Annotated in this window: 26 protein-coding genes; 11 read left to right on the top strand and 15 right to left on the bottom strand. The window is 58.8% G+C overall.

Annotation, left to right across the window (positions count from 1 at the left end):
• Window positions 1-37 precede the first annotated feature (37 nt).
• Window positions 38-1,528, bottom strand: a complete 1,491-nt coding sequence (locus ACIPLA_RS00785; RefSeq protein WP_401170602.1) for a hypothetical protein — start codon at window positions 1,526-1,528, stop codon at window positions 38-40.
• A 567-nt stretch (window positions 1,529-2,095) separates the two neighbouring features.
• The gene (locus tag ACIPLA_RS00780; RefSeq protein ID WP_123496895.1) at window positions 2,096-3,118 is read right to left on the bottom strand and encodes a zinc-dependent alcohol dehydrogenase family protein; all 1,023 of its coding nucleotides are present in this window, start codon (window positions 3,116-3,118) and stop codon (window positions 2,096-2,098) included.
• A 269-nt stretch (window positions 3,119-3,387) separates the two neighbouring features.
• On the opposite strand from ACIPLA_RS00780, the gene ACIPLA_RS00775 reads away from it, so the two are divergent.
• Complete coding sequence (locus tag ACIPLA_RS00775) at window positions 3,388-4,302, top strand: LysR family transcriptional regulator (protein WP_007896187.1); 915 nt, start codon at window positions 3,388-3,390, stop codon at window positions 4,300-4,302.
• 40 nt (window positions 4,303-4,342) lie between these two features.
• On the opposite strand, the gene ACIPLA_RS00770 is transcribed toward ACIPLA_RS00775, so the two are convergent.
• The 9 genes from ACIPLA_RS00770 to ACIPLA_RS00730 form a co-directional block, all read right to left on the bottom strand.
• A complete protein-coding gene (locus tag ACIPLA_RS00770; protein WP_218394866.1) occupies window positions 4,343-4,480 on the bottom strand; it encodes a hypothetical protein in 138 nt (45 codons plus the stop codon).
• Window positions 4,481-4,609: 129 nt separating this feature from the next.
• A complete protein-coding gene (locus ACIPLA_RS00765; RefSeq protein ID WP_225603257.1) occupies window positions 4,610-5,026 on the bottom strand; it encodes a transketolase-like TK C-terminal-containing protein in 417 nt (138 codons plus the stop codon).
• A complete protein-coding gene (locus ACIPLA_RS00760) occupies window positions 4,947-5,321 on the bottom strand; it encodes a hypothetical protein (RefSeq protein ID WP_225603256.1) in 375 nt (124 codons plus the stop codon). The genes ACIPLA_RS00765 and ACIPLA_RS00760 overlap by 80 nt, the downstream gene beginning before the upstream one ends.
• Before the next feature lie 215 nt (window positions 5,322-5,536).
• Entirely contained in the window at window positions 5,537-6,325 is a 789-nt protein-coding gene (locus ACIPLA_RS00755) for an enoyl-CoA hydratase/isomerase family protein (protein ID WP_401170597.1), read from the bottom strand.
• Window positions 6,326-6,355: 30 nt separating this feature from the next.
• Window positions 6,356-7,252: an alpha/beta hydrolase gene (locus ACIPLA_RS00750; RefSeq protein ID WP_401170594.1), complete on the bottom strand. Its 897-nt coding sequence runs from the start codon at window positions 7,250-7,252 to the stop codon at window positions 6,356-6,358.
• Between the two features lie 99 nt (window positions 7,253-7,351).
• Window positions 7,352-7,972 carry a flavin reductase family protein gene (locus ACIPLA_RS00745; protein WP_401170591.1) on the bottom strand — a complete coding sequence of 207 codons (621 nt, stop codon included), beginning with the start codon at window positions 7,970-7,972 and terminating at the stop codon, window positions 7,352-7,354.
• 231 nt (window positions 7,973-8,203) lie between these two features.
• Window positions 8,204-8,617, bottom strand: a complete 414-nt coding sequence (locus ACIPLA_RS00740; protein WP_123585015.1) for a tautomerase family protein — start codon at window positions 8,615-8,617, stop codon at window positions 8,204-8,206.
• 87 nt (window positions 8,618-8,704) lie between these two features.
• Window positions 8,705-9,172, bottom strand: a complete 468-nt coding sequence (locus ACIPLA_RS00735) for a nuclear transport factor 2 family protein (protein WP_192343067.1) — start codon at window positions 9,170-9,172, stop codon at window positions 8,705-8,707.
• Window positions 9,173-9,223: 51 nt separating this feature from the next.
• Window positions 9,224-9,619, bottom strand: coding sequence for a nuclear transport factor 2 family protein (locus ACIPLA_RS00730; RefSeq protein ID WP_192343066.1), 396 nt, complete (start codon window positions 9,617-9,619; stop codon window positions 9,224-9,226).
• A 304-nt stretch (window positions 9,620-9,923) separates the two neighbouring features.
• On the opposite strand from ACIPLA_RS00730, the gene ACIPLA_RS00725 reads away from it, so the two are divergent.
• Window positions 9,924-10,409 (top strand): helix-turn-helix domain-containing protein, encoded by a 486-nt coding sequence (locus ACIPLA_RS00725; protein WP_218394863.1) that lies wholly within the window; start codon window positions 9,924-9,926, stop codon window positions 10,407-10,409.
• Between the two features lie 204 nt (window positions 10,410-10,613).
• On the opposite strand, the gene ACIPLA_RS00720 is transcribed toward ACIPLA_RS00725, so the two are convergent.
• Window positions 10,614-11,531: a LysR substrate-binding domain-containing protein gene (locus ACIPLA_RS00720; protein WP_192343064.1), complete on the bottom strand. Its 918-nt coding sequence runs from the start codon at window positions 11,529-11,531 to the stop codon at window positions 10,614-10,616.
• A 187-nt stretch (window positions 11,532-11,718) separates the two neighbouring features.
• On the opposite strand from ACIPLA_RS00720, the gene ACIPLA_RS00715 reads away from it, so the two are divergent.
• From ACIPLA_RS00715 to ACIPLA_RS00700, 4 genes are all read left to right on the top strand, one after another.
• Entirely contained in the window at window positions 11,719-12,468 is a 750-nt protein-coding gene (locus ACIPLA_RS00715; RefSeq protein WP_401170585.1) for an SDR family NAD(P)-dependent oxidoreductase, read from the top strand.
• Between the two features lie 96 nt (window positions 12,469-12,564).
• On the top strand, window positions 12,565-13,866 hold the full coding sequence (locus tag ACIPLA_RS00710) for an MFS transporter (protein ID WP_218394861.1): 1,302 nt from the start codon (window positions 12,565-12,567) through the stop codon (window positions 13,864-13,866).
• Window positions 13,867-13,883: 17 nt separating this feature from the next.
• Window positions 13,884-14,732 carry a transketolase gene (locus tag ACIPLA_RS00705; protein ID WP_218394860.1) on the top strand — a complete coding sequence of 283 codons (849 nt, stop codon included), beginning with the start codon at window positions 13,884-13,886 and terminating at the stop codon, window positions 14,730-14,732.
• Complete coding sequence (locus ACIPLA_RS00700) at window positions 14,729-15,751, top strand: transketolase family protein (RefSeq protein ID WP_192343060.1); 1,023 nt, start codon at window positions 14,729-14,731, stop codon at window positions 15,749-15,751. The genes ACIPLA_RS00705 and ACIPLA_RS00700 overlap by 4 nt, the downstream gene beginning before the upstream one ends.
• A 90-nt stretch (window positions 15,752-15,841) precedes the next feature.
• On the opposite strand, the gene ACIPLA_RS00695 is transcribed toward ACIPLA_RS00700, so the two are convergent.
• Entirely contained in the window at window positions 15,842-16,693 is an 852-nt protein-coding gene (locus ACIPLA_RS00695; RefSeq protein WP_401170580.1) for an SDR family oxidoreductase, read from the bottom strand.
• A 177-nt stretch (window positions 16,694-16,870) separates the two neighbouring features.
• Between ACIPLA_RS00695 and ACIPLA_RS00690 the strand changes: the two genes are divergently transcribed.
• Window positions 16,871-17,221, top strand: coding sequence for a winged helix-turn-helix transcriptional regulator (locus tag ACIPLA_RS00690; protein WP_371317106.1), 351 nt, complete (start codon window positions 16,871-16,873; stop codon window positions 17,219-17,221).
• 294 nt (window positions 17,222-17,515) lie between these two features.
• Here the strand turns inward: ACIPLA_RS00690 and ACIPLA_RS00685 are convergent, their stop codons facing one another.
• Window positions 17,516-17,827, bottom strand: a complete 312-nt coding sequence (locus ACIPLA_RS00685; RefSeq protein WP_218394857.1) for a helix-turn-helix transcriptional regulator — start codon at window positions 17,825-17,827, stop codon at window positions 17,516-17,518.
• A 60-nt stretch (window positions 17,828-17,887) separates the two neighbouring features.
• Entirely contained in the window at window positions 17,888-19,009 is a 1,122-nt protein-coding gene (locus ACIPLA_RS00680; RefSeq protein ID WP_192343056.1) for an alkene reductase, read from the bottom strand.
• A 535-nt stretch (window positions 19,010-19,544) separates the two neighbouring features.
• Here ACIPLA_RS00680 and ACIPLA_RS00675 point away from each other — a divergent pair.
• The 4 genes from ACIPLA_RS00675 (at window position 19,545) to ACIPLA_RS00660 (ending at window position 25,015) form a co-directional block, all read left to right on the top strand.
• A complete protein-coding gene (locus tag ACIPLA_RS00675; protein WP_401170577.1) occupies window positions 19,545-19,874 on the top strand; it encodes a DUF485 domain-containing protein in 330 nt (109 codons plus the stop codon).
• On the top strand, window positions 19,871-21,520 hold the full coding sequence (locus ACIPLA_RS00670) for a cation acetate symporter (protein WP_192343054.1): 1,650 nt from the start codon (window positions 19,871-19,873) through the stop codon (window positions 21,518-21,520). The genes ACIPLA_RS00675 and ACIPLA_RS00670 overlap by 4 nt, the downstream gene beginning before the upstream one ends.
• Before the next feature lie 173 nt (window positions 21,521-21,693).
• Window positions 21,694-22,944: an OprD family porin gene (locus tag ACIPLA_RS00665; RefSeq protein ID WP_401170574.1), complete on the top strand. Its 1,251-nt coding sequence runs from the start codon at window positions 21,694-21,696 to the stop codon at window positions 22,942-22,944.
• A gap of 367 nt (window positions 22,945-23,311) precedes the next feature.
• Window positions 23,312-25,015, top strand: a complete 1,704-nt coding sequence (locus ACIPLA_RS00660) for an AMP-binding protein (protein ID WP_192343052.1) — start codon at window positions 23,312-23,314, stop codon at window positions 25,013-25,015.
• The last annotated feature ends 58 nt before the right edge of the window (window positions 25,016-25,073 follow it).

Below are 25,073 nucleotides of genomic sequence, written 5' to 3'. Positions count from 1 at the left end.
TGACGCATCCTTGCCGGATCCGTCGAACCAGTCACTTTCACCGGCCCGTCGACCATTCGCCAGACACAGTCGTTTCACTGCCAGGCTCCACGACTTCAGCTTGCCCACCCACCTCGACGCTTTCCAGGCCGAGAGCCCTGCCCTCATCCCGAACCACCAGCCCCATGCGGTAAAGCGTACTGATCAGACTCACGGGCAACCCGCTGACATCGACCATCCATTGCAGAACCTGCTCGGGAGCCGGGCCGCCCTGCATCGCCCGGTGCAAGTCCGGCAACGCGACGAGCATGCCGGGATGGCACTGACGGAGAAAATGCTCAAGCGCCGCGCCGTTATCGACAAACGGGGCAAACAGTAGACACACCAGTTGAGCCTCGCTCAAACCAAGGCTCTTTTGTGCTTCAGCCGATGCCAATGCGCGCTGATCGGTCATCGTCATCGGGTTGCCGAAGGTTTCCATGGCCTGTTCGCAAAAGCGCTCTGGAACATGTTTGCGGCGCATCATCACCAGCGCCCGCTGCAGGTACTCACCAATGCCTTCCTCGTAGCTGCGACCCTGTACAAAGCACGCTTGCAAGCCACGAAGATGCGCGGATATCGACAAGCTGACGTAGCCGTTATCACTGAGCTGGGCCGACAACTCGTCAGGTTGAAACCCGAGGAAATCGGTGAGCAGTGGCCAGCGCTCTTCCAGGTTGCTGACCAGCATGTCGTGAATATCGATGAAGGTCGTGCGGCGACATGCTTCAAAACGTTCGGCGGGACGCCACGCCGCCTGGGCAGCCTCGGGATAAAACTCGCGGTAGCAATCGCTGCCCAATTCATCGAGTCGCGCGAACAGACACTCGTAGCCCGTTTCGTGACGGTCCGGCGCCTTGAGCCCGGCCTTGGCCGCCGCACGATTCAACCCCTCGAGAAACTGCTTCTGCAGACGGGGCGTATCGCTACTGATCAATGCGTCGACACCCTGGTCCCAACGGGCGATTTGTCCGTAAAACTCGCCGGTCGCCAGATACCCGTCATCCCACAGATCAAGCGGCCCGTCCCAGACTCGGCGGTGCCCGACCATCAGCAGATTGAGCCGATTCGACTCACGACCGGCTTCGGAGATCGGCGCCAGATGATTGAACGGCAGGACTTCGCGATTATCGACCATCAACACTTCGACCCGGGGATCGTCGTAGAGAAACAATGCACTGCAGCTGCGATGGATGTTTTCCAAAGCTGTCGAGGCCGCACCGTTCAAGCGCAAGGTCGCCACTCGCAGCTGAAACGTAGCCGGTGCCCGGCCGGCAATACTCAGCTGCGCGGCACGCAGTAGCGCCAGGGTGTAGCAGCTGTCGCGGGACCCTGACTGGATCGACAGCACCTTGTAATCGCCGATACGCTCCAAACCTCCTGCGGACATCACCAGGCGCTGAATCAGTAATTGCAATGCCGTGCGCTCGGCGCGAGAGAAAAACCCCAGCAAGCGCTGCAGCATTTGCTGATAAACATAGTTCATTGCCTGATCATGGGTAGCGGTCATCATTATTTACCTGTGACTCAAAAGTGCGATGCCACGCAAATAACGAGGTGTATTGCGCAACAGGTTGTTTGTCATGAATGGAGTGCCGGTGCCGTTATTCAAATGCTAGCACTTAAGCATTGTGTAATTATTTGAAATGTTTGAACGTTACGGGTAACCCAGGGAGACCTATATCGGCGCAATGCCCCGCAGCGCGGGCGCCTTGGGCTCCGGCGGGTTTTCCTAGGAAATTTCCGACAGCGTCCCACAGACACTTAGCACAAGAAATAAAGAAAGAAGTTGCCCATGAATGTAAGACAACTGAGCGACGCCGCATTATTTGTTGAGCATATATTGCCGGCGCGCATTGAGGAGTTTCAGCCTGATACTCAGCCATGACTCTTTCCTTGAGATGAAAGTAATCATTCAATTATCAGGGCTTACATAATGATTAGAAGATACAGATCGAGAGCAAAAACCAGTTCAGTTGCTGAACCGGCCCACCGACAGATCGATGGCACGTCTCATTTGGGAGTGACTGCCAGCAGAAGAGTCCGTATTCGCACGGACTCTTGGCAGAGGAAGGGCTCAGGCAGGCTCGACCTGAAGGGCGACCCGTTCGCGGCATGGGCATTCGTCCATGTAGCGGTGTGCTTCGACAAACTCGGAAAACGGGAAGACCCGGGTTTTGAGCGGCAGCAGCACGCGGTCTGCGGTCAACTGGTTGATGTCGCGCAGGGCACGCTGCAATGCGGCCTGGTCCTGGAGGATGCCCAGCTCCGGCTTGCCGGTGAAGTTGCCGATGCAGTGCACGAAGAATTGAATGTTCTTCTGGAACGCCGCACAAGCCGGAAATGGTGTCTGGTTACCGCCTTGCAGACCATAAAGCACCAGGCTGCCACGAGGTGCGAGCACATCGCCGAGCAATGACATCTGCGGACCGCCGAGGCCATCGAACACCACATCGACGCCGCGGTTATCGGTAATTTTGTTGATCCGCATCAGCAGATCTTCTTCTTCGGTAACGATGACTTTCTCGGCGCCCAGAGACAGCAGGTATTCACGCTCATCCGCGGTTTTGGTCGCAGCAATCACCCGCACACCAAGGGCTTTGCCCAGTTGCACGAACGACGGCCCGGCGCAGTGGCTGGCGTCGGTCACCAGGGCAAATTGCCCGGGTTTGACTCGCGCCAGGTCGGCGTAGGCAAAATAAGCGATCAATAGCGGCGTGTAGTGAACGCTGGCTTCGATCGGGCTGAGCACGTCCGGGTAGCGGGTCAGCGCCGTGCGTGGCAGAACGATCTGTTCGCCGTAGACCGGATAGTCGTTGGGGCTTTCGGCCGGGAAGCTGGCGACTTTGTCGCCAACGGCCAAGTCATCGACACCTTCGCCGACCATCGTGACCACGCCGGCCATTTCATGACCCAGGCCCGAAGGCAGACGAGCATGGGACGAGGCCAGGTTCTGGCGCCAGAGAATGTCATACCAGCTGATGCCTATCGCTTCGACGCGCACCTGCACTTCGCCCGGCGCAGGCAGGGCTGCCGCATGCTCTTCGCATTTGAGCACCTCGGCTGGACCAAACTTGTGAAAACGGATCGTGCGGGACATCGCAAACCTCGTCAAAGTAACCTCTAATGCCCTGAACTCTATCTGGGCTTTCTACCCAAGACCATCAGTGGCTATTAATAGTCGACATGCCTGTCATTGATTCCGCAGCGACGGCGACATCATCCAATGCCGTGAAAAACCGAAGCAGCCTTTCAGAAAAAACTGAATTACCCTGTGCAGAGTACCAGTCTTTCCCCGTAAGATTCATGCCGGCCATTGTTCTCATATGGCCGCTCACGTCAAGTTTGCTGACTCTGCCAGGACTCCAGATGAATCGTAATGACCTGCGTCGTGTCGACCTGAACCTGTTGATCGTTTTCGAAACACTGATGCACGAACGCAGCGTGACCCGCGCTGCGGAAAAATTGTTCCTCGGCCAGCCGGCCATCAGTGCGGCGCTCTCGCGCCTGCGCGGGCTGTTCGATGACCCGTTGTTCGTGCGTACCGGCCGCAGCATGGAGCCTTCCGCCCGAGCAGTGGAAATCTTCGCCCTGCTCTCTCCAGCCCTGGATTCGATTTCCACCGCGGTCAGTCGTGCGGCGGAATTCGACCCGGCGACCAGCACCGCGGTGTTCCGCATCGGCTTGTCGGATGATGTTGAATTCGCGCTGCTGCCAATGCTGCTCAAACGGCTGCGCGCGGAATCGCCGGGAATCGTGCTGGTGGTGCGTCGGGCCAACTACATCCTGATGCCAAGCCTGCTCGCCTCGGGCGAGATCTCCATTGGTGTCAGCTACACCGCCGACCTGCCGGCCAACGCCAAGCGCAAAGTGCTGCGCCGCAGCATGCCGAAACTGTTACGCGCCGACACGGTACCGGGACCGTTGAGCCTGGATGACTTCTGCGCCCGCCCCCATGCCTTGGTTTCGTTCGCGGGCGACCTGAGCGGCTTTATCGATGAAGAACTGGAGAAGCTGGGGCGCAAACGGCATGTGGTGCTGGCGGTGCCGCAGTTCAATGGGCTGAGCACACTGATCAGCGGGACTGATATCGTGGCCACTGTCCCGGATTACACCGCTGAAGCGTTGACTGCAGCCGGTGGCGTGCGGGCGGAAGATCCACCGTTGCCGGTGCGCAGTTTTGAGCTGCACATGGCTTGGCGTGGGTCGCAGGATAATGATCCGGGGGAGCGGTGGTTACGGTCGCGGATTCAGATGTTCTTTGGCGACCCTGAGAGTCTTTGATTCAAGCCGTCGCACACTTAAACGCTGGATGACCGGGCACTCACAACGGCCCGCAAAAGAGCTGCAGGCACTGCTGCTGAGCCAGATGGGTGGCGACCAGCAAGGTACGCCAACCCGCAAGGTCATATGACAGCACCTGCCACACCAGCCACAGCCACAGGTAGCTGAGTTGGAACACCACCCAGGTCAATCCTGGCTATCCAAGGCGGTCAAGCATGGCGATTATCCGTACCGTCCATGATACGACGGGCTTTGGCGACCGTGTCTGCGGCCAGGCGTCCTTGCTCCACCAGTGCCTGCAGAGCCGTCAGGCAGATCGCCTGGCTGTCCACCTCGAAGTAACGCCGCAGGGCGCGCCGGGGGTGTCTGAACAGCCGAAGCCATCCGTGCCCAGCACCTTGAACGGCGCACTGACATAGGGAGCGATGAGTTGCGCATAGGCCCTGACATAGTCCGTCGCCGCCACGACCGGCGCGGACCCGCCCAGGCATTGCTCGACATGTCCCAGTGTCGTCTGCGCACCCGCCAGACGCGCGTGTTGGGCAGACCTGGCATCGCGTTCAAGCTCGCTGAAACTGGTGACACTCCAGACCTGCACCGTCACGCCCCATTGCTCGCGCAGCCGGTTCGCCGCCGCCAGCACTTCATTGAGGATCGCGCCGCTTCCAAGCAGGCGCACCAACGGCGCGTCCGACCCGGCGTCCAGTGTATCGAGCAGGTACATGCCCTTGATCACACACGAACGGGGCCAGGACCAGCACGCCTACCACCATCTGGATCAGCACGATCAGGTGCGCGGGCAGGTCCTTGAGGCGCTTGGTGATCGCCGCCGCCACGGCGTAGAAAAAGGCCGAAGCCAGGGCCAGGCAGACGCCGAGCAAGTAGTCGGCGCCGGTGGCCTGCCCACTGCCCTTGGCGGACACGAACAGCATCAGCCCGGCGAAGGCCAACAGCAGCCAGCCAACCTTGGCGGCGCTGAGGCGTTCAGCGAAAAACAGCACACCCAGACCGACCAGCATGAACGGCTGAACGTGGTAGACCACCGTGGCAATGGCGATAGAGGAATGTTTGTAGGCACTGAACAGCCTTCAGCGCCCGTAGTGCGCCCCGGTAACGATAGTGACGCTGTGCGGTTCATGCCGCTTCCAGCGCACCGATTCTTTCATGCACCTCGCCTACCCGCGCTAGCAATTTGTACATGTTCCTCTCCTTGAGTCGGTTTGCGTATGGGAAATCAATGCCCCTTGAATTCGAGCTCCAGACGCGGCGTACCGGCCTTCAGGGCCTTGATGGCCGAAGCAAGCCCGTTCTTCACGTCTTCTGTCTCGAACAAGGGCATGGCAATGTTGAACATCACATCGTCGGCCGCTTGGACACCGCCGTTGGCCCAGGCTCGCAGCAAGGCTTTGTGAGCTGCGTGGGCGCGTGTGGGGCCATGCACAAACTTCGCGGCGAACGCATGCGCCGTTGCAAACAGTTCGGCATCGGCGACGACGCGGTTGATTACGCCGAAGCGCTCCATCGTCGCGGCGGGGACACGCTCGGAAGTCAGCGCCCATTCCATGGCTCGTACGCGTCCTGCACGTTCGGCGACGCGGTAGATGCCGCCCAACAGGGTCACTAAGGCAAGCGACTGTTCCGGATGGCAGAATGTTGCGCTTTCGGCGGCAAAGATTACATCGGCACGCAACGCCAGTTCGAAACCACCGCCGGCGCACAAGCCTTGCACCACGGCGATGACAGGCAGGGTCAGACGTTCGAAGCGATTGAAGACGTCCATGTAACCCTCGAAGCGTGCACGCAACTGGCGGGGGGTGTCATCGGGCCAGGACATGATGTCGCCGCCAAAGCTGAAGCTCTCGCCTTCGGCGCGCACCAGCACGACGCGTGCGTCACTGCGTTCGATCGCGCTGACTGCCGTAGCCAGTTCGTCAACCATCTGGTCGTCGATGCGGTTTTGCGGCGAGCGATCAAGAATGATCGTTGCTATGCCGTTCTCGATGGTATGGGTGAGATGAGACATGTCGGGCTCCCGAGTTGTCGCAAGTTGAGGTTAGGAGAGGTGTTCCTTGAACCAGTCCAGCGCGGCGGTACTTGATTGATCGAATCTGGTGATGTACGGATCGAAGTGGCCGCCGGGAATCGTCACGAGGCGCTTTGGCTCAACGGCACGCTCGTAGGCGGCCAGCTCAAGATCGGTCAGCGTGATCGTGTCCTGCAGCGCGACGATCATCAGCAGCGGCGTGGGGGACACGCGCGCAATCCACGTGCCCGGTTCGTACATGCGCGCAGCGCGCGTCGAGCGCACCGTGACGCTGTTCTCCCAGGCGCCGTCGGGTACGGGCTGCAGATAGAACTCGATGGCTTCCTTGGTGCGGTACGAAGCAGGGACGGCCGGATCGGCGCTGACGATTGCCTGCCTACGCGGCGGCTCGCCGCGTGCTTGCGCGCGCTCGTCCGCCGTGAAGGCATCCTCGATGGCGGCGACAGCATCTGGCGGAATGCGGCGCAGTCCTTGCTCGAAGCCGCTGATCGTCGGCACCTGCGCGACGACCGCACGCAAGCGGCGTTCGGTTGCGCCAAGCACGAGTGCGTGACCGCCGGAATAGCTCGTGCCCCATAAGCCGATGCGCTTCGCGTCGACGGCGTCCTGGTCTTCGAGGAAGCTGATCGCGCGCCGCCAATCGGCGATCTGACACCATGGGTCGATATCCTGGCGCGGCGTGCCTTCGCTGGCGCCGAAGTTGCGGTGATCGTGCAGGAGGACGACAAAGCCGTTGGAGGCAAATTTCTCAGCGAACGGCTCCAGGCCGTGCTCCTTCACGCCGGCATAACCATGCGCCATCGTGATGGCAGGATAGGGGGCGGTGCCGCCGGTGGGAATATAGAGCCAGCCGCGCAGCGTGACGCCGCCCTCGGCTTCGAACGCGATATCGGTACGTCGAAACATGGAAGTTCTCCTTGTAGAAAGAGGTCAGGCGGCGCCATAAACCCTATGCACAGCGGCAGTTCATGCCTTCCACCCTTGCCTCGGTCACTCGATGCCAGGTCAATTGCCTGGTCGCTCAAGCGTGAAGAGCTGCTCCGCGCCGATTTCGAAGTAGTCGGCCGGCCCACCTCCGCGCAGGATCGGGCGCGCATGCGCAGTCTGATACACGCCGTCTTTGATCAGTTGCTGGTCAATGTGGATCGCTACTACTTCGCCCAACACCAGCCACGCCGGGAGCGCAGCACCGCCTTGCGCCTCAAGCTGCACGATCTGGGTGACCACGCACTCGAACTGCACCGGGCTAGCCGCAACGCGCGATGGCCGTACTTTTGCGGAGGGCAGCGTCTCCAACTTGGCCAACTCGAATTCATCGACGTCCGCTGGCGCCATCGCCGCAGAGGCGTTCATCGCCTCGGCGAGTTCTCGCGTCGCCAGATTCCATACGAACTCGCCGGTCGCACGCGCATTGGCGAGCGAGTCCTTCGCGCCAAGCGAGCAAAAGCCGATAATCGGCGGCTTGTAGCTGAATAGGTTAAAAAAGCTGTAGGGAGCAAGGTTACGTACGCCGTCGTTGGAGACAGTACTGATCCAGCCGATCGGGCGCGGAGCGACGATGGCGTTGAGCGGATCGTGCCGCAGGGAATGTCCCTGTGCCGGTTCGTAGAAATGCCAATCGGTCATAGCGTACCTCTTTTGGGACGAGCGCAAGGACTGCCGCCTACAGTGCCTCCGGCTCGGTGCGCGTGCGCAACACCATGGTCGAAGTGATGGCTGCATTCATCCCGATACCCGTCCAGAGCATGGTGTCGGATCGGAGCCACATGAGCCCCACGCCTGAGAAACGAACGAGACATTCGTTTCGAGTCAATTCTGCTGCGCCGTTTCTAAAGAACGGGGCGGCTTTCGTATTTCTTACTTGTTTACCCAAGGCATGGAGAGGTCAATGTCAGAGACCAGCTTGCCACCGCCAAAGCTCATGTTCTCCAAGGGAACGGCATACATGATCAGGCTGATATCGTCCTGGCTGACGCCCACCTTTTCTACCGCGTAACGGGTGACCAACTCCGCGAGCTTGCGTTTCTGCTCCACTGTCCTGCTCGTGCCTATCGTCACCGTTACGACCATGCGCTTGTCAGATCTCTTCATGTCAGGAAAAGTCGGATGGATGAAAAGCTCATCGTCCTTGTGCTCACTGATGATGACGAAACGGTCATCCTTGGGCGTATCCATGGCTTCATGAAGAGCGAGATTCAAGGCATCCGCCAGCGCGCGTTTCTCTTCGCTAGAGAATTTTTGAGCTGGAATGTGGGCGTGGAATATTGGCATGAGTGTTTCCTCGGTGGTGTTGTTCAGGTTAAATGAGGCGATGAAGTGCGTTTCGATGTGTGCGCTGCCTCAGCGGCCTCGGCAACCCTAGCTTTCATATCCCGGAGGAACCGAGAAAATCTCCGCCTCCGGTGGCGGCAGGTCAGCAGCGCCGTTTGGGTGGAGTGCCTGTGCCGCGGCCACCGTGTTAAGAGACTCGCGAAGCAACTTGATTTTGCCGCCCTCGGCAACGAGGTATCCCGTGAACAAGTGATGGATGAGACGTCCGGTCGACGCCGCGCGCGTTTCCGCCAGATATTCGGCGTACACCTGATCCTTCGTGTCGATCAGCACCGTGGTATTCTCGGGTTTGAAGCTGAAGCCGGGATAAAGGTTGCCGCCGACAAAATCATAGAGCTCCGCGATGGCTTCGCGCCCCTGATGGCGGGTCGGAATACCGAGCGAATGGAGGAATGGGAGTTCCAGCACGCCGTCCTCGGCGAACAGCTCAGCACATTTCTTGCCGTCGGGGACAACGGCAAGAAGGTCTAACAGCAATGTTTTTGCATCAGTCATGGTAATTGTCCTCAGGAAAAATTGGCGGCCGCCAGGGGCGGCGCAGTAGGATCAGTTCGGAAAGCTGTCGCCAAACATCGGGAGCCCACTTTTCGAACCGTCGCGCGTGGCCTCGTCTTGGATAACATCCCAGTGTTCGGCGAGCTGGCCGTTTTCGATGCGGACTATGTCGACCACGATCCAGTTTGTCGGGGCGCCGAATCCTGAGAAGCGGCCATGAAGTACGACATAATCGCCCGAGGCCACGGCCAGCCCATTTTCGTAGCGAAACTCGGCGGGCGCTGCCTTGACGAGATCAAACAGGCCTTCGCGACCGGGCGCGATATAAGCACTGTGCTGGATATAGTCGGGCGACCAGAAGCGTTCGGCCGCGGCATAGTCGCGCTTGTTGAACAGCGTATCAAACGCTTCCAGCACGAAATTCCTGTTTCTCTCTTCGGTGCTCATTGGTTTGTCCTCTCTTCGTTATCTGTTGGGTTGAGGGAGGGTAGGCGGATTAAATTTCGCCATCTCCCACGGCTGTGTGGTGGGGTATGTTGGTCCGTACAACTGTAATGATCTTCGGCGAAACGCCAGCTCATCGTGCCATGTCGCTGTTACCGTCATTTCGGCCATACGCAGCACCGAATTGCCGCTGTTACCCGTGTTGAAAAAACCAGATGTTCGATTCTTTAGCGCTTGCAAAATGCAAGTGGTTGAATAATATTTGCGCTACTTGCATAATGCAAGTGGAAATTTAAGGGGAATAGCAGTGCAGCAAACAAGACGATCGGGCTGCCCGATCAACCTGACGCTTGAGCAGATCGGCGACCGCTGGAGCCTGATCGTTATCCGCGATGTTATGTTTGAGAACAGACGCAGTTATGGCGCCCTGCTGGAGCAAAACCAGGAAGGCATCGCCACGAACATCCTCGCAAGTCGACTGAAGCACTTGACCGCGTCTGGCCTGCTGACACGATGTCCGGATCCGAAACATCAGCAGAAAGGAATTTACAGCCTCACGGAAGCGGCAATACAGCTTGTACCTCTGCTCGCACATATGGCTGCCTGGGGCGTTCGGCATACGCATCCGAGCAAGGAAGCGTCTTTGCGCGCGGAGGTGCTGGAAAAGGGCGGCCCTTCACTTTGGAGTGCCTTTATGGATGAGCTACGTTATCTGCATCTCGGTGCACCGCGTCCGGCGCGCTCAGTATTGGGCGAGCTCCGGGCCGACGACGAGCAGGCAATCGCTACTTAGTACCAATCTTTGGCGTCATGACATCCACCATGTGGTGCAAAGTGTTGGCGCTGATGCGATTTTGACCCAGGTTACTGATTTTAGCTGACCCATGTGCAGCCTCTGAAATCCCACGCAAAGTCATGATTGCTGGGTATTCGAATGGGTCAATGATCGCGTTCGATTGTCGAAATGACGGTAGTCACCCCTCGGAAGGCCATAACTCTAAAACACGAAGCTATGCCCTAACTCCCCTTCCATCCAGCTCAAAAATCGCCTGACTCTGGGAAAACTGGAGTGTGCCTTGGGGAACACTAAATGGTGGGCGGCTACCGGAGAGCTCAACGCTTCAGGGGCGACCTCAACCAGCGAACCGCTGGCCAGGTATTTTTGCGCCAGCAGCGTACTTTCGAGAGCGAATCCCAAACCGTGACTCGCTGCTTCCAGGCTCATGTAGGATCGGTCGAAACTCAAAGCGTAGGGTCTTTCGGGGCGCGCCAGGCCATGCTGAGCGAACCACTCAGGCCATCTGAGCAAGGTCGCTTCGGAAAGAATCAGGTCTTCAGCCAGAAGATCAGCTGCGTTGTATACCGCGCAGCGCGCGATCAGCTTGGGCGAGGCCAGCACAGCGAAACTCTCGTTGCGCAAGGTGCGCACTTCATAGCTGGGCCAGTTAGGCCGGCCGTGGCGAATATCGACATCGATTTTGTCCTGGCTGAAATGCAGCGATTCGTAAGAGCAAGACAAATTGATTTGGATGTCCGGGTTGGTCAAGCGAAATGACTCCAACCGGGGCATCAGCCAGAGCAAGCCAAAGCTGGGGGAGGAATGCAGCCGCAGGCAATCCAGACTCACGTCACTCGCTGCCCGCTCGGTAGCGACCTCAAGGCTCTGCAATAAACCGGAAATGTCCTTCAAGTACTGCTCACCCACTGGTGTCAGCGTCACCCCACGCGCTGCCCGCACAAACAACTGTCGACCGATCATGACCTCCAGTTTGGCCAGTTGGTGGCTGATCGCTGATGGCGTGAGGTCCAGCACTTCGGCTGCTCTTGCCAGGTTGCCAAAACGGGCGGTCTGCTCGAAGGCTTGAATTGCTCTCAGCGGTGGCAGATTGGATGAAGGGATATCGTCCTGGCGCATCAGTATTCAGCCTGTTTTTTGGTCTTGAACGGGTAGTGCCATTCAAGCATTTGCGGTCTGCATTGACGAGTGCTGAATTTTATTCATGTAGCAGTGACGTTTGCGTTATTGCTCGGCATGTCGACGGGAGCCACTCTGAGTCATCGATCGCTGAATCGAACCATAAAAACAATCAGAGGTACCCCTCATGTTTCTTCAAGGCAAAGTCGCGATTATTACTGGCGCTGCATCCGAACGTGGTATCGGCCGCGCAACGGCTGTCACCTTCGCCAAACACGGCGCCCGCGTTGTGATCCTGGATCTCGACGAATCCGCCGCCCGCGACGCTGCGGCCACCCTCGGCGAAGGCCATCTGGGCCTGGCTGCCAACGTCGCCGATGAGACGCAAGTCAAAGCAGCCGTCGCCAAGGTTGTCGAGCACTACGGCCGTATCGACATACTCATCAACAATGCCGGCATCACGCAGCCAATCAAGACCCTGGACATACGCCCGGGCGATTACGACAAGGTTCTGGATGTAAGCCTGCGCGGCACGCTGTTGATGTCGCAGGCGGTCATTCCGGTGATGCGCACTCAGGCTTCGGGCAGCATCGTCTGCATGTCATCCGTATCGGCCCAGCGCGGTGGCGGCATTTTCGGCGGCCCACACTACAGCGCAGCGAAAGCCGGTGTGCTCGGACTGGGCAAGGCCATGGCGCGCGAATTTGGCGCGGACAACATTCGCGTCAACTCCATCACGCCAGGTTTGATCCATACCGACATCACCGGCGGCCTGATGCAGGATGATCGCCGCCACGCGATCATCGAAAGCATCCCGCTGGGCCGGCTGGGCGCAGCGCAGGATGTTGCCAATGCGGCACTGTTTCTCGCCAGCGACTTGTCCTCTTACCTCACCGGCATCACGCTGGATGTAAACGGCGGCATGTTGATCCACTGACGACAGGTGTAACCACCCGCTGCCCATTAAGTTCTGGATCGAAGATACGTCGGGCCTCAAGCCCGGCGTTCTATAAAAACAAGAGATCAGACCATCATGATGACCACCATGACGCTCGACGCTGTGTCCACAGTACGCTCAAGCGCGTATCGCAAAACTGCCTGGCGATTGATGCCTTTCCTGATGTTGTGCTACCTGTGCGCTTACCTGGACCGGGTAAATGTCGGGTTTGCAAAGCTTCAGATGATGAATGACCTGTCCCTGAGCGAGACCGTATACGGGCTTGGCGCTGGCGTGTTCTTTCTTGGCTATTTCCTCTGCGAAGTGCCAAGCAACCTCATCCTCCACAAGGTCGGTGCCCGTCGCTGGATCGCGCGCATCATGATCTCGTGGGGCATCATCTCCGCCCTCTTCGCCTTCGTAGAAACGGCCTGGCAGTTCTATACGCTGCGCTTTCTGCTCGGTATCGCCGAAGCGGGTCTCGCGCCGGGCTTGCTGCTCTACCTCACTTACTGGTTCCCCTCCTACCGCCGCGCAAAAATGACCGTGCTGTGGTTCATCGCCATCCCGCTCTCAGGAATGATCGGCGGGCCGCTCTCAGGCTACATCATGACCCAGTTCGCAGGCTTTCATGGCTGGGCGGGCTGGCAGTGGATGTTCGTGATTGAAGCCATTCCGACGGTTATTGTTGGCCTGATGGTGCTGGCTTACCTCAAAGATGGCGTTCACCAGGCGACCTGGTTGACTGATGAAGAAAAAACACTCGTCAGCAAAGAGCTGGCCGAGGACAACAGCCGCAAAGTCACCCACGCATCGGTCGGGGCATTCCTGCGGGACCGCCGCCTGTGGACGCTTGCCTGCATCTACTTTTGCGTGGTCATGGGCCAGTACGCGATCACCTTTTGGCTGCCGACGCTCATCCGTAACGCAGGTGTTGCCGAGCCGATGCACATCGGCTTGCTCACCAGTCTCCCCTACCTGTGCGCCATCGTCGCGATGGTGCTGATGGGGCGTAGCGGCGACAAACACCAGGAGCGCCGCTGGCATCTGGTCGCACCGATGATTGCCGGCGCGCTCGGCCTCACTTTGGCTGCGGTGTTCGGCGGCAACCTGATGCTGTCGGTATTGAGCCTGTGCCTAGCGGCGGCCGGTGTGCTGTCGGCGTCGTCACTGTTCTGGATGCTGCCTACCACGTTGCTCGGTGGTGTCTCCGCCGCTGCGGGGATCGCCGGAATAAACAGCTTTGCCAATCTTGCGGGGTTCTGCTCGCCGTACCTGATTGGATGGATCACCACCACTACCGGTTCGAGCGCCATCGGCATGTACCTGATTACCGGTGTGCTGTGCATCGGTGCTTGTTTGGTGCTGCGCATTCCCGCCGCTTCGGTCAATCGTTGAGTTAACGGAGAATTTCCATGACTGCCACTTTATCTCGCGTGTCATCCACCACGCTGGTGCAACGCGCCCATAACATTCGCCGCCATGCCTTGCGCATGGGGCAAGTCCAGGGCCAGGGCTATGTCGGCCAGGCGCTGGGCGCGGCAGACTTGCTGGCCGTGTCGTACTTTCATGCCTTGAACTACAAGCCCGAAAACCCCGAGTGGGAACAGCGTGATCGCTTTTACCTCTCCATCGGTCACTACGCGATCGCGCTGTATGCCGCGCTGATCGAGGCTGAAATCATTCCACTGGATGAGCTTGAAACCTACGGTTCGGATGACAGCCGCCTGCCCATGTCCGGTATGGCCGCATACACCCCCGGCATGGAAATCACCGGCGGCTCGCTGGGCCAGGGACTGGGCATCGCGGTGGGCGCCTGCCTGGGTTTGAAGCGCAAACAGTCCAGCTCTTTCGTTTACAACCTGCTATCGGATGGCGAGCTGAATGAGGGCTCCACCTGGGAAGCTGTGATGTCGGCTTCGCACTGGAAACTCGACAACCTGATCGCCATCGTCGACGTGAACAACCAGCAAGCCGACGGGCACTCCAGCGAGGTGCTGGCATTTGAACCCATCGTTGACCGATGGCAAGCCTTTGGCTGGTTCACCCAGCGGGTAGACGGTAACGACCTGGACGCCTTGGTCAAAGCTTTCGACGCGGCCCGCAGCCATCCCGCCGCACAACCGCGCGTCATCATCTGCGATACCAAGATGGGCAAAGGCGTGCCGTTCCTGGAAACCCGCGAAAAGACTCACTTCATCCGCGTGGATGAGCATGAATGGGATGTGGCCCTGAACAACCTCGAAGAAGGCAAAACGCTATGAGCAACGCAACCAACACTACGGCTCAGGCGCCCGCGGCCCTGAAGAAAAAACTGACAACCTCCGCGATGATTGCCTCGATTGCCGCTGAAGGTCAGGCCACCAGATCCGCGCCCTTTGGTCACGCGTTGGCCGCACTCGCGGACCAGCGCCAGGATATCGTGGGTTTATCGGCTGACTTGTCCAAATACACCGACCTGCACATTTTCGCGAAGGCGCACCCGGAGCGTTTCTACCAGATGGGCATGGCTGAGCAGTTGTTGATGAGCGCGGCAGCGGGCATGGCTCGGGAGGGGTTCGTGCCCTTCGCTACCACTTACGCGGTGTTTGCTTCGCGCCGGGCCTATGACTTCATCTGCATGGCGATTGCCGAGGAAAACCTCAACGTCAAAATCGTCTGTGGTCTGCCAGGACTGACCACCGGGTACGGCCCCAGCCACCAGGCAACTGATGATTTGGCAATCTTCCGCGCCATGCCGAACCTGATGATCGTCGACCCGTGCGATGCCCTGGAAATCGAACAGGCAGTGCCCGCCATTGCAGCGCATCAAGGGCCAGTCTACATGCGGTTACTGCGGGGCAACGTACCGCTGGTGCTCGACGAATATGGCTACAAATTCGAGATCGGCAAAGCCAAAACCCTGCGCACGGGCAATGAGGTTTTAATCATTGCCACCGGTTTGATGACAATGCGCGCGTTGGAAGCAGCCAAGGAGCTTCAGGCTGACGGTGTGGATGTCGCGGTGCTACACGTTCCCACAATCAAGCCTTTGGATGAGCAGACCATTTTGGCTGAGGCCAGAAAGCCGGGACGACTGGTAGTGACTGCGGAAAACCACTCCATCATCGGGGGATTGGGCGAAGCGGTGGCGACCGTGCTGTTGCGCAATGGGGTCACGCCGACATTCAGGCAAATAGCGCTGCCGGACGCGTTTCTCGATGCTGGCGCGCTTCCGACGTTGCACGATCGCTACGGCATTTCCACCCAGGCTGTGTGCGCGCAGATTAAAGGTTGGTTATAGGGTTTAAACTTGCAGGGGGCTGAATCAGCCCCCTGCAAGGAGGAAATATCCCTTGAACGCTGTTTTAAACTGCTGCTTGCCGGCAGTTCGTCAGAGCGCCTTTAGCGCACGTTCGACGCTGATAGCAAGCGGCGTGGTTGGCCTCCCGATAAGTTCAGCCAAGGCGCGTTCGTTGGCGTAGAGAGCCCCCTGGGAGGCGCTGACGTCATAGGAAGCCAATGCTGCGGCAAGATCCTTCGGCAAGCCAACACCTTCGAGCGCGGCGGCGTAGTCGGCTTCCGGGAGGTTGCGGTAAGGGATGTGCTTGCCGGTCTGCTTCGAGATTTCCGCCGCCAGATCAGCCAGCGTCCAAGAGGTATCGCCGGCCAGTTCGTAGGTAGTGTTTTCATGGCCGTCAGCAGTCAACACCACTGCGGCGGCTTCGGCCAGATCCTCGCGTGTCGCTGACGAAATCCGGCCTTCGCCTGCACTACCAAACAGCGCGCCATTAGCCAGCGCCACACCAGCGAAACCTGTGTAGTTTTCTGTGTACCAACCATTGCGCAACAGCGTGTAGGAAAGTCCGGACGCCTTGAGGGCAGCCTCGGTTGCGCGGTGTTCGTCGGCAAGTGGCAGCACGGACGAGTCAGCGTGCAACACGCTGGTATAGACAATGCGCTTGATGCCGGCCCTCTTCGCCGCCGCAATGACGTTGGCGTGCTGCGCGGCGCGCTGACCGATTTCGCTGGAGGAGATCAACAGCAAGGTTTCCACTCCGGACAACGCCGCATCCAGCGTCTCGGTCTTGGAATAGTCGAACGCCCTTGCCGCAACGCCCAGCGCTTCTGCCTGTTCCGGCTTGCGCACCAAGGCAAGAATGCTGCTCGTGGCGGTTCGCTGCTTGAGGTTCTCGATGACGATGCGGCCCAGTTGGCCGGTGGCTCCAGTAACGGCAATGCTCATGAGGTCACTCCTTGGTGAACGAAAGGGTTGAAGAAATAGCCATGAGCGACTGTAGGATATAAAGTTACTTTAAGTAAGTACGCACAAAAAGGTAAGTGTATGAGTGCAAGCGTTCCTTCAAGATCATCAGAAAAGCCGTCAGCAGCCCCTTTGTCCGAGCGCTTAAGGCGTGGCGACGTGCTGACTCCACAATGCCCGTCGCGTGAAATCCTGAACCACCTGACTAGCCGCTGGGGGGTATTGGTGCTGATTGCTCTGCTGCCTGGCACGCTGCGATTCAGCCAGCTACGACGTAAGATCGGCGGCGTCAGCGAACGAATGCTGGCGCAGACGCTTCAGTTGTTGGAAAGCGATGGAATGGTCGAGCGTCACGCCTATGACATCGTGCCGCCACACGTGGAATACACGCTGACGCCTATGGGTAGGGAAGCGGCCGTAAGGGTGCGAGAACTGGCCGATTGGGTGGAGACGCACTATGCAGCCGTGCTGCATCAACAAGAGGCTTTAGCCGTGGAGAGAGGCCGGTAGGCCAGCCGGCGCAAACAAGTCACGAACCAGCACAAGAGGCCCATCGCTTGTTGGCGCTGATGCGATTTTGACCCAAGCCGCCGGAAATCATTGACCCATCCGAATACTCAGTAATCGATGACCTTGCGTGGGATTTCAGAGGCTGCACATGGGTCAGCTAAAATCAGTAACCTACTGATCTCTTTCGCGTCAATGCTCTGCTGAACGCCATAGACAAGCCCCTTAGGTCTGGCGTCATTCCAGCCAGGAGACTCCCTTCGATCTCAGTCGGACAGTGATGGCTAAGGGCAGAGCTCAGATGTTCAGCTCTGAATGCAATTCGGACAACGCGGCAAAAAGTTGCTCATCGTTGCGCTTGTAGTACGTCCATTTTCCAACTTTTGTTGCTGTCACGAAATCCATGTCTTGAAGAACCTTCAGGCAAAGGGATGTTGCAGGTTGCGACATCCCCGCTTTGTCTTGGATCAAGCTTGCGCATACACCGTATACGCTGAAGTCGTAGAGCTGGCTGTAGCTCTTGAAAGACTTGTGCGGGTTTGCCAGCCACGCGAGTACAGCTCGTCGGGTCGGATGAGACAAGACCTTAAGTGCTTCGCTTAGCTCCATAAACCTTGAACCTTGACTCTAATGTGGGGGCTGCCCCCATTTGGGTGACCGCGCACGCTGTCAGGTGCTGTGCGGATAGTCGATGTATCCCCGCTCCCCACCGCCATACAGAGTTGAAGGATCTACGGGGTTAAGGGGTTGGTTTTCTTTGAAACGTAGTGGTAAATCCGGGTTTGCGATGAACGTGCGTCCGAAGCCGAAAAAGTCGCCGTAACCCGTCGAGAGAATACGTTTGGCTTTCTCATGAGTGTAGTTACCGGCATACATGATCGGGCCCGAGAACGTATCACGCAGTGCCTGCCGGAATGAGTCTGGAAGATCAGGGCTATTGTCCCAATCTGCTTCTGCAATTGAAAGGTACCCGATGCGCAGGCCTTCCAGCATTTTGGTCGCTTCGACGTAGGTCTCGTGCGGATCTTTTTCGACCAGCCCCAAATAGACCCGTTCTTCATCCGTCGATTCAAACAATGGCGCGAAGCGTACACCAACGCGCTCGCTTGCGAATACACCAATGACCGCTTCAGTCACTTCACGCAGGAACCGCAGCCGGTTTGTGAGTGATCCCCCGTACTCGTCAGTTCTGCGATTAGTGTGCTCTGAGATGAATTGGTTGATGAGGTATCCGTTCGCGGAATGCAGCTCAACGCCATCGAACCCCGCACGCTTCGCATTTTGAGCCGCTCGGCGATAAAGCTCTACCAGCTCCTTGACCTGGATAGTGGTCAATTCTTGCGGCATGCTCGGATCTGCTAACTGTCCCTCGTTAGGGCCGGTTTCAATGAATACTTTAACGTTGGTCGCGCGGATAGCTGAAGGTGCAATTGGAGGCTGATTATCTGGCTGCAAACTGACGTGGGAAACACGACCAACGTGCCAGAGTTGGCAGAAGATGGTGCCACCCTCGGCATGAACTGCTTCGGTCACCTGGCGCCAACCTTCGACCTGTTCGTCACTGTAAATACCGGGCGTCCAAGCATAGCCTTGGCCGCGTGGCTCGATTTGAGAGCCTTCGGTGACCATGAAGCCCGCTGTAGCGCGTTGGCGGTAGTACGCTGCCATGAGCGAGTTCGGTACGTTACCTGGCTGCGAGCTTCTGGAGCGAGTTAGTGGGGGTAAGACGATACGATTTCGAAGCACCATGCTGCCAAGGTTCATAGCGTCAAAAAGATTGCGAGAGGACATTGTTGAGCCCGTATGGGTAGTTGAATGTGCAAACACATTAACACATAAGAATGTTCTGATGTGTTGTGGCGACGCGCTCACTCGTGTTTTCCCAATTCCCTTGACTTTTCGCTGTGCATTTTTGCATGTCAATCAGGCGTTTCTGTCAATTCTTATTGTAAAAAAGCCACCCTATACTCGCGATCAAGCTGGTCCACCAGCATCGTTTCCTAGCCAGTAAGCCACTACAAAAACAATATAGGGCTAACAGCATGAGCGCATGGGTTAACGTCGGCGTATACGCCGAACACAAGCAGTTGTGCCGCTACGCAATAACGGCAACCCTCACTGTGCGCCGCTGGCTCGTGCCACTGCTCGTAACGCATTGGTACGACATCGACTTCCCACATTGCCCTCCCATCCCCGGACGTTCATTCGACCGGCAATGAGTCCTGCAACCCGCATTCAGGTGACGCCCAGCACGGGCGTCGCCCGAGTACTCGTCTGCCTCTGAAAAGGCGGAAACAACAACAAAAAACACACTCGGAGCCTCACTATGACGACTGACCATCCGAACCACACCCTGACCTACACACAGGTCAGGGCCAATCCCAAGTTCAAACACCTCACCCGCCAGCGCGCGCTGATGGCCTGGTCATTGAGCGTCGTGGTTCTGGCTATTTATTATAGTTTCATCATGGTGGTGGCTTTTGTCCCTGCCTGGCTGCACCTGCCGCTGTACGACGGCAGCCACCTCAGTCTTGGCATGCCAATCGGCGTGACGATCATCCTGTTGTCCTGGCTACTTACCGCCTGGTACGTGCACAGAGCCAACACCCACTTCGACGTGCTCAGCTCGCAGATCCTCCAGGAGTCCCGCGCATGAAACGCCTGTCCGCCCTTCTCGCCCTCAGCCCTGTGCTGGCCCATGCCGAGCCTATCATCGCGCAGAAGCAACCGCTCAACCTGCACGCCATCGGCATGTTTTTCGTCTTTGTCCTCGCCACCCTGCTGATCACCTGGTGGGCTGCACGACGCACCCGCTCAGCCGCCGATTTCTACAGCGCAGGCGGCGGTATCACGGGATTTCAGAATGGCTTGGCAATCGCTGGGGACTATATGTCGGCAGCAACTCTGCTGGGCCTGTCGAGCATGGTATTCGCCAAGGGTTACGACGGCTTCGTCTACATCATTGGCTTCTTTGTTGGCTGGCCTATCGTCACCTTCCTGATGGCCGAGCGCTTGCGCAACCTGGGGCGCTACACCTTCGCCGACATCGTCTCCTACCGCCTCGATCAAACCCGCGTACGCAGCTTTGCCGCCCTCGGATCGCTGACCGTGGTGTGCTGCTATCTGGTGGTGCAAATGGTCGGCGCCGGTCAACTGATCAAACTGTTGTTCGGTCTCGACTACCGCACGGCGGTGGTGGTAGTCGGCGTGTTGATGTTGGTCTACGTGATCTTCGGCGGCATGCTCGCCACCACATGGGTACAGATCACCAAGGCGGTCCTGCTCCTGGCGGGCGGCACCACCCTGGTGCTTATGGCCCTGAGCCGCTTCGACTTCAGCTTCGAAACGCTGGCCGCCCAGGCTGTGTCGGTGCATGCCAGCGGTGTGCAGATCATGGGGCCGGGCACCTTGCTGGCCGACCCGATCAATGCCGTGTCGCTGTCCCTTGGCCTGGTGTTCGGTATCGCCGGCCTGCCGCACATCCTGATGCGTTTCTTTACGGTGCCCAATGCCAAGGAAGCGCGTAAATCGGTGCTATTTGCCACGATGTTCATCGGCTTCTTTTTCCTGGTGGTCTGCGTCCTGGGTTACACCGCCATCGTCATCGTCGGCACGGACCCACAGTACTACGTCGACGGTAAGCTGGGCGGGACCATGATCGGCGGCAGCAACATGGTAGCCATGCACTTGGCCAAGGCGGTGGGCGGCAACCTGTTTCTCGGTTTCCTCTCCGCCGTGGCTTTCGCCACCATTCTCGCCGTCGTGTCCGGTCTGGCCCTGGCCGGTGCCTCGGCCATCTCCCATGACCTTTATGCTTCGGTATTGAAGAAGGGCCGCGCCGACGAGAAAAAGGAAATGCGCGTGTCGCGCATTGCCACCGTCTGCCTGGGCATCGTTGCGATTTCCCTTGGCATTCTGTTCGAGGGCCAGAACATCGCCTTCCTGGTCGGCCTGACGTTCGGCATCGCCGCCTCGGCGAATTTCCCGGTACTGATCATGTCCATGTACTGGGGCGGCCTGACCACCCGCGGCGCCCTCTATGGCGGCCTGACCGGCCTGATCAGCGCACTGGCCCTGGTGATCTGCTCGCCGTCGGTGTGGGTCGGTGTACTGGGGCATGCCCAGGCGCTCTTCCCTTACGACCAGCCGGCGCTGTTCTCGATGCCCCTGGCCTTCCTGGTCATCGTGGTCGCTTCCAGGCTTGACCGCAGCGAGCGCGCCGACCGCGAGCGCGCCGCCTATGCCGACCAATTCGTCCGTGCCCAGACCGGCCTTGGAGCTTCCATGGCCAGCAGTCACTGACGCTGCTTTTTCCGGGGCTGATGCCCCTAGCGCGAGTCCGCTCCTTTGCTTCGCGCTTTTTTACGCCCGACCTGCGCCGCTCGGCGCAGGACACCCAAAAAGCGCCCCTCCCTCGCCAACTCCAAATGGCGCGGGAGCGGCTCGTCGACAACAAAAACAACAAAAGGCATCCAATGAAACCGACCACCCTTACCCTGTTCCTGGCCGGCAGCGGCCTCGCAGCACAAGCTCACGCCGACTTCTTCGCAGACAGCACAGCCAACCTTGAGTTACGCAACTTCTATTTCAACCGTGACTATCGCCAAGCCAATGCCGCCCAATCCAAGCAAGAGGAATGGGCGCAAGGTTTTCTGCTGCGCTACGAATCGGGATTCACCGAAGGGCTAATTGGTGTCGGCTTCGATGCCATCGGCCTGGTTGGCGTCAAGCTCGATTCCAGCCCTGATCGCGCAGGCTCCGGCCTGCTCAAACGCCACCGCGACACGAGCAAAGGTGCTCAGGACGAGTACGGCGAACTGGGCCTGACCGCCAAAATGCGTGCCTCCAAAAGCACACTGAAACTGGGCACGCTGCTGCCGAAACTGCCCACGTTATTGGCCAACGATTCACGGCTGTTGCCGCAAACCTTCAAGGGCGGCCAGTTGACCTCGCTGGAACTCGAAGGCCTCACCGTGGATGCCGGGCGACTGACGCAGGTCAATCAGCGCGACTCCTCGGATTACGAGGACATGGGCATCACCCGCACCGGCGCCAAGGGCATCACCACACGTCATCTCGACAGCGACAGTTTCGATTTCGCCAGCCTGAACTACAAATGGACCAGCAACCTCGCCACCGGCTACAGCTACGGTCACCTCGACAACTTCTACAGTCAGCACCTGGTCAACCTGACCTACGTGTTGCCGGTGACGACGGGCCAGTCGCTGAAGACGGACTTGCGCTTCGCCCGCTCCACGGATGATGGCGGCAGCAATGTCGATAACAATGCGATTGGCGCGATGTTCACCTACAACCTCGGCGGGCATGCGTTGGGCCTGGGTTATCAAGGCATGAGCGGCGACACCGGCTACGCCTACGTCAACGGCACCGATGCCTTTTTGGTGAACTTCGTGCAGATCGGCGACTTCGCCAGCAAGGATGAAAAATCCTGGCAGGCGCGTTACGACTACAACTTTGCGGCCATCGGCATTCCGGGCCTGACCTTCATGACCCGCTATCTCACCGGTGACAACATCTATCTGGGTGGCAACCGCCCGGAAGGCAAGGAATGGGAACGTGATACCGACATTGGTTATGTGGTGCAGAGCGGGCCATTGAAGAATGTCGGGGTGAAATGGCGTAACGCGACAGTTCGCTCGACCAACTTCGGCAGCGACCTGGATGAAAACCGCCTGATCGTCAGCTACACCCTGAAGCTCTGGTAAATACGCACGCGAGCCGAATGCTACTCCCAGCGCCTGGCGGTGTGAGTGGCATTCGCCTTGCGGTTCTGCCGCGTCATGGGCCAAACAGCCCCATGCATTTTTGCACAACACACTGGCTTTTTTAGCCATTCATATTTGTTTTATGCATGCATATACTCGATTCAAATCTGGTCACTAATCAGATCAATCCCGATAAAAATAAACAAGGGAACCCACCGTGAAACCATTCTTGCTGGCCGTCTCCCCATCATCAGGTCTGCGCACCTGTCCCGTACGTCCCGCAGCTCGCAGCGATACCACCTTCGCCGCTTGACTGCTTCGTACTCGCCACCCGCGCCGATCGACACCTTGATTGATGGAGAGAACAATGAATACCAACAGCCAACCCTTCCTTGCCGCTCGCGACTTCCTGCTTTCCCACCGTACCGATTACGCCACCGCGGTGCGTGACTTCCGCTGGCCGCAACTGAGCGAGTTCAATTGGGCGCTGGATTACTTCGATGCCATGGCGCAGGGCAATCACGCCAACGCCTTGTGGATCGTCGAAGAAGACGGCAGCGAACAGCGCTACAGCTTCCAGCAACTGGCCTCGCGCTCCAACCAGGTGGCCAACCACTTGCGTGCCCTTGGCGTGCGCCGTGGCGAACGCATCCTGCTGATGCTCGGCAACGACGTCGCCCTGTGGGAAACCATGCTGGCCGCCTTCAAAATCGGCGCCGTGGTCATTCCCGCCACCGCCCTGTTGACCCCGGATGACCTGCGCGACCGCATCGAGCGCGGCCAGGTTCGCCACCTTGTGGTCGGCGGCGCCCACGTCGACAAGTTCGTCGGCCTGGGTGAAGGCTGCAGCCGCATATGCGTCGGCCCGGGCCCCGCCGACTGGACCTCGCACAGCGCAGCCAGCGAATATTCCGAGCAGTTCGAAGTCGAGGGCCTCACCCTGGCCACTGACCCGATGCTGCTGTACTTCACCTCCGGCACCACCTCCAAACCGAAGATGGTACTGCACAGTCATCAGAGCTACCCGGTCGGCCACCTGTCGACCATGTACTGGATCGGCCTGCAGCCGGGTGACCTGCACTTGAACATCTCATCACCGGGTTGGGCCAAGCATGCGTGGAGCTGCCTCTTCGCACCATGGAACGCCGGCGCCTGCATCTTCATCCACAATGTCGCGCGCTTCAGCGCCACGGCTCTGCTCGGCGCGCTGGAGCGCTACGGCGTCACCAGCCTGTGCGCCCCACCCACCGTCTGGCGCATGCTGATCCAGGAAGACCTGGCCAGTTACAAGGAGCGCTTGAAACTGCGTGAACTGGTGGGCGCCGGTGAACCGCTCAATCCGGAGATTATCGAGCAGATTCTGCATGCCTGGGACTTGCCACTGCGCGACGGCTTCGGCCAGTCGGAAACCACCGCCCTGGTCGGCAATACACCCGGCCAACTGCTCAAACCCGGCTCCATGGGCCGTCCGCTGCCGGGCTACCGAGTGACCATGCTTGACCCCGATGGCATACCCGGCAATGAGGGTGAAGTAGCCCTGCCGCTGGATGTGCGACCACTCGGTCTGATGTTGTGCTACGAGGACAGCCCGGAAAAAACCGCCGAAGTGATGCGCGACGGTTACTACCGCACCGGCGACACCGCGCAGATCGACGAGGACGGCTATGTCACCTTTGTCGGCCGCGCCGACGATGTGTTCAAAGCCTCCGACTACCGCATCAGTCCCTTCGAGCTGGAAAGCGCGCTGATCGAACACCCGGCGGTGATGGAAGTGGCCGTGGTGCCGAGCCCTGATCCGGTGCGCCTGGCAGTGCCCAAGGCCTATCTGATCCTGGCCCATGACGCACCGGGCAGCTACGAACTCGCCGCCGACATCCTCGCCTTCGCCCGCGAGCATTTGGCGCCCTACAAGCGGGTGCGACGTATCGAATTCGTCAGCGAACTGCCCAAGACCATCTCCGGGAAGATTCGCCGGGTGGAATTGCGGCAAATGGAAGTGCAGCGTCGCCAGGGCGACGCACGAGGCCCCCAGGAATACTTCGAAGAAGACTTCCCGCAACTCAAGGGCTGAACCCGGGCCGGTAAGCCGGCCATTCTGAATTCAAACGCGACCGCTCGGCCAATCAGGC

This window comes from Pseudomonas sp. NPDC086112 (genome assembly GCF_044746425.1).
Lineage (GTDB): Bacteria > Pseudomonadota > Gammaproteobacteria > Pseudomonadales > Pseudomonadaceae > Aquipseudomonas.
This window is presented reverse-complemented; position numbering and strand designations above follow the sequence as displayed.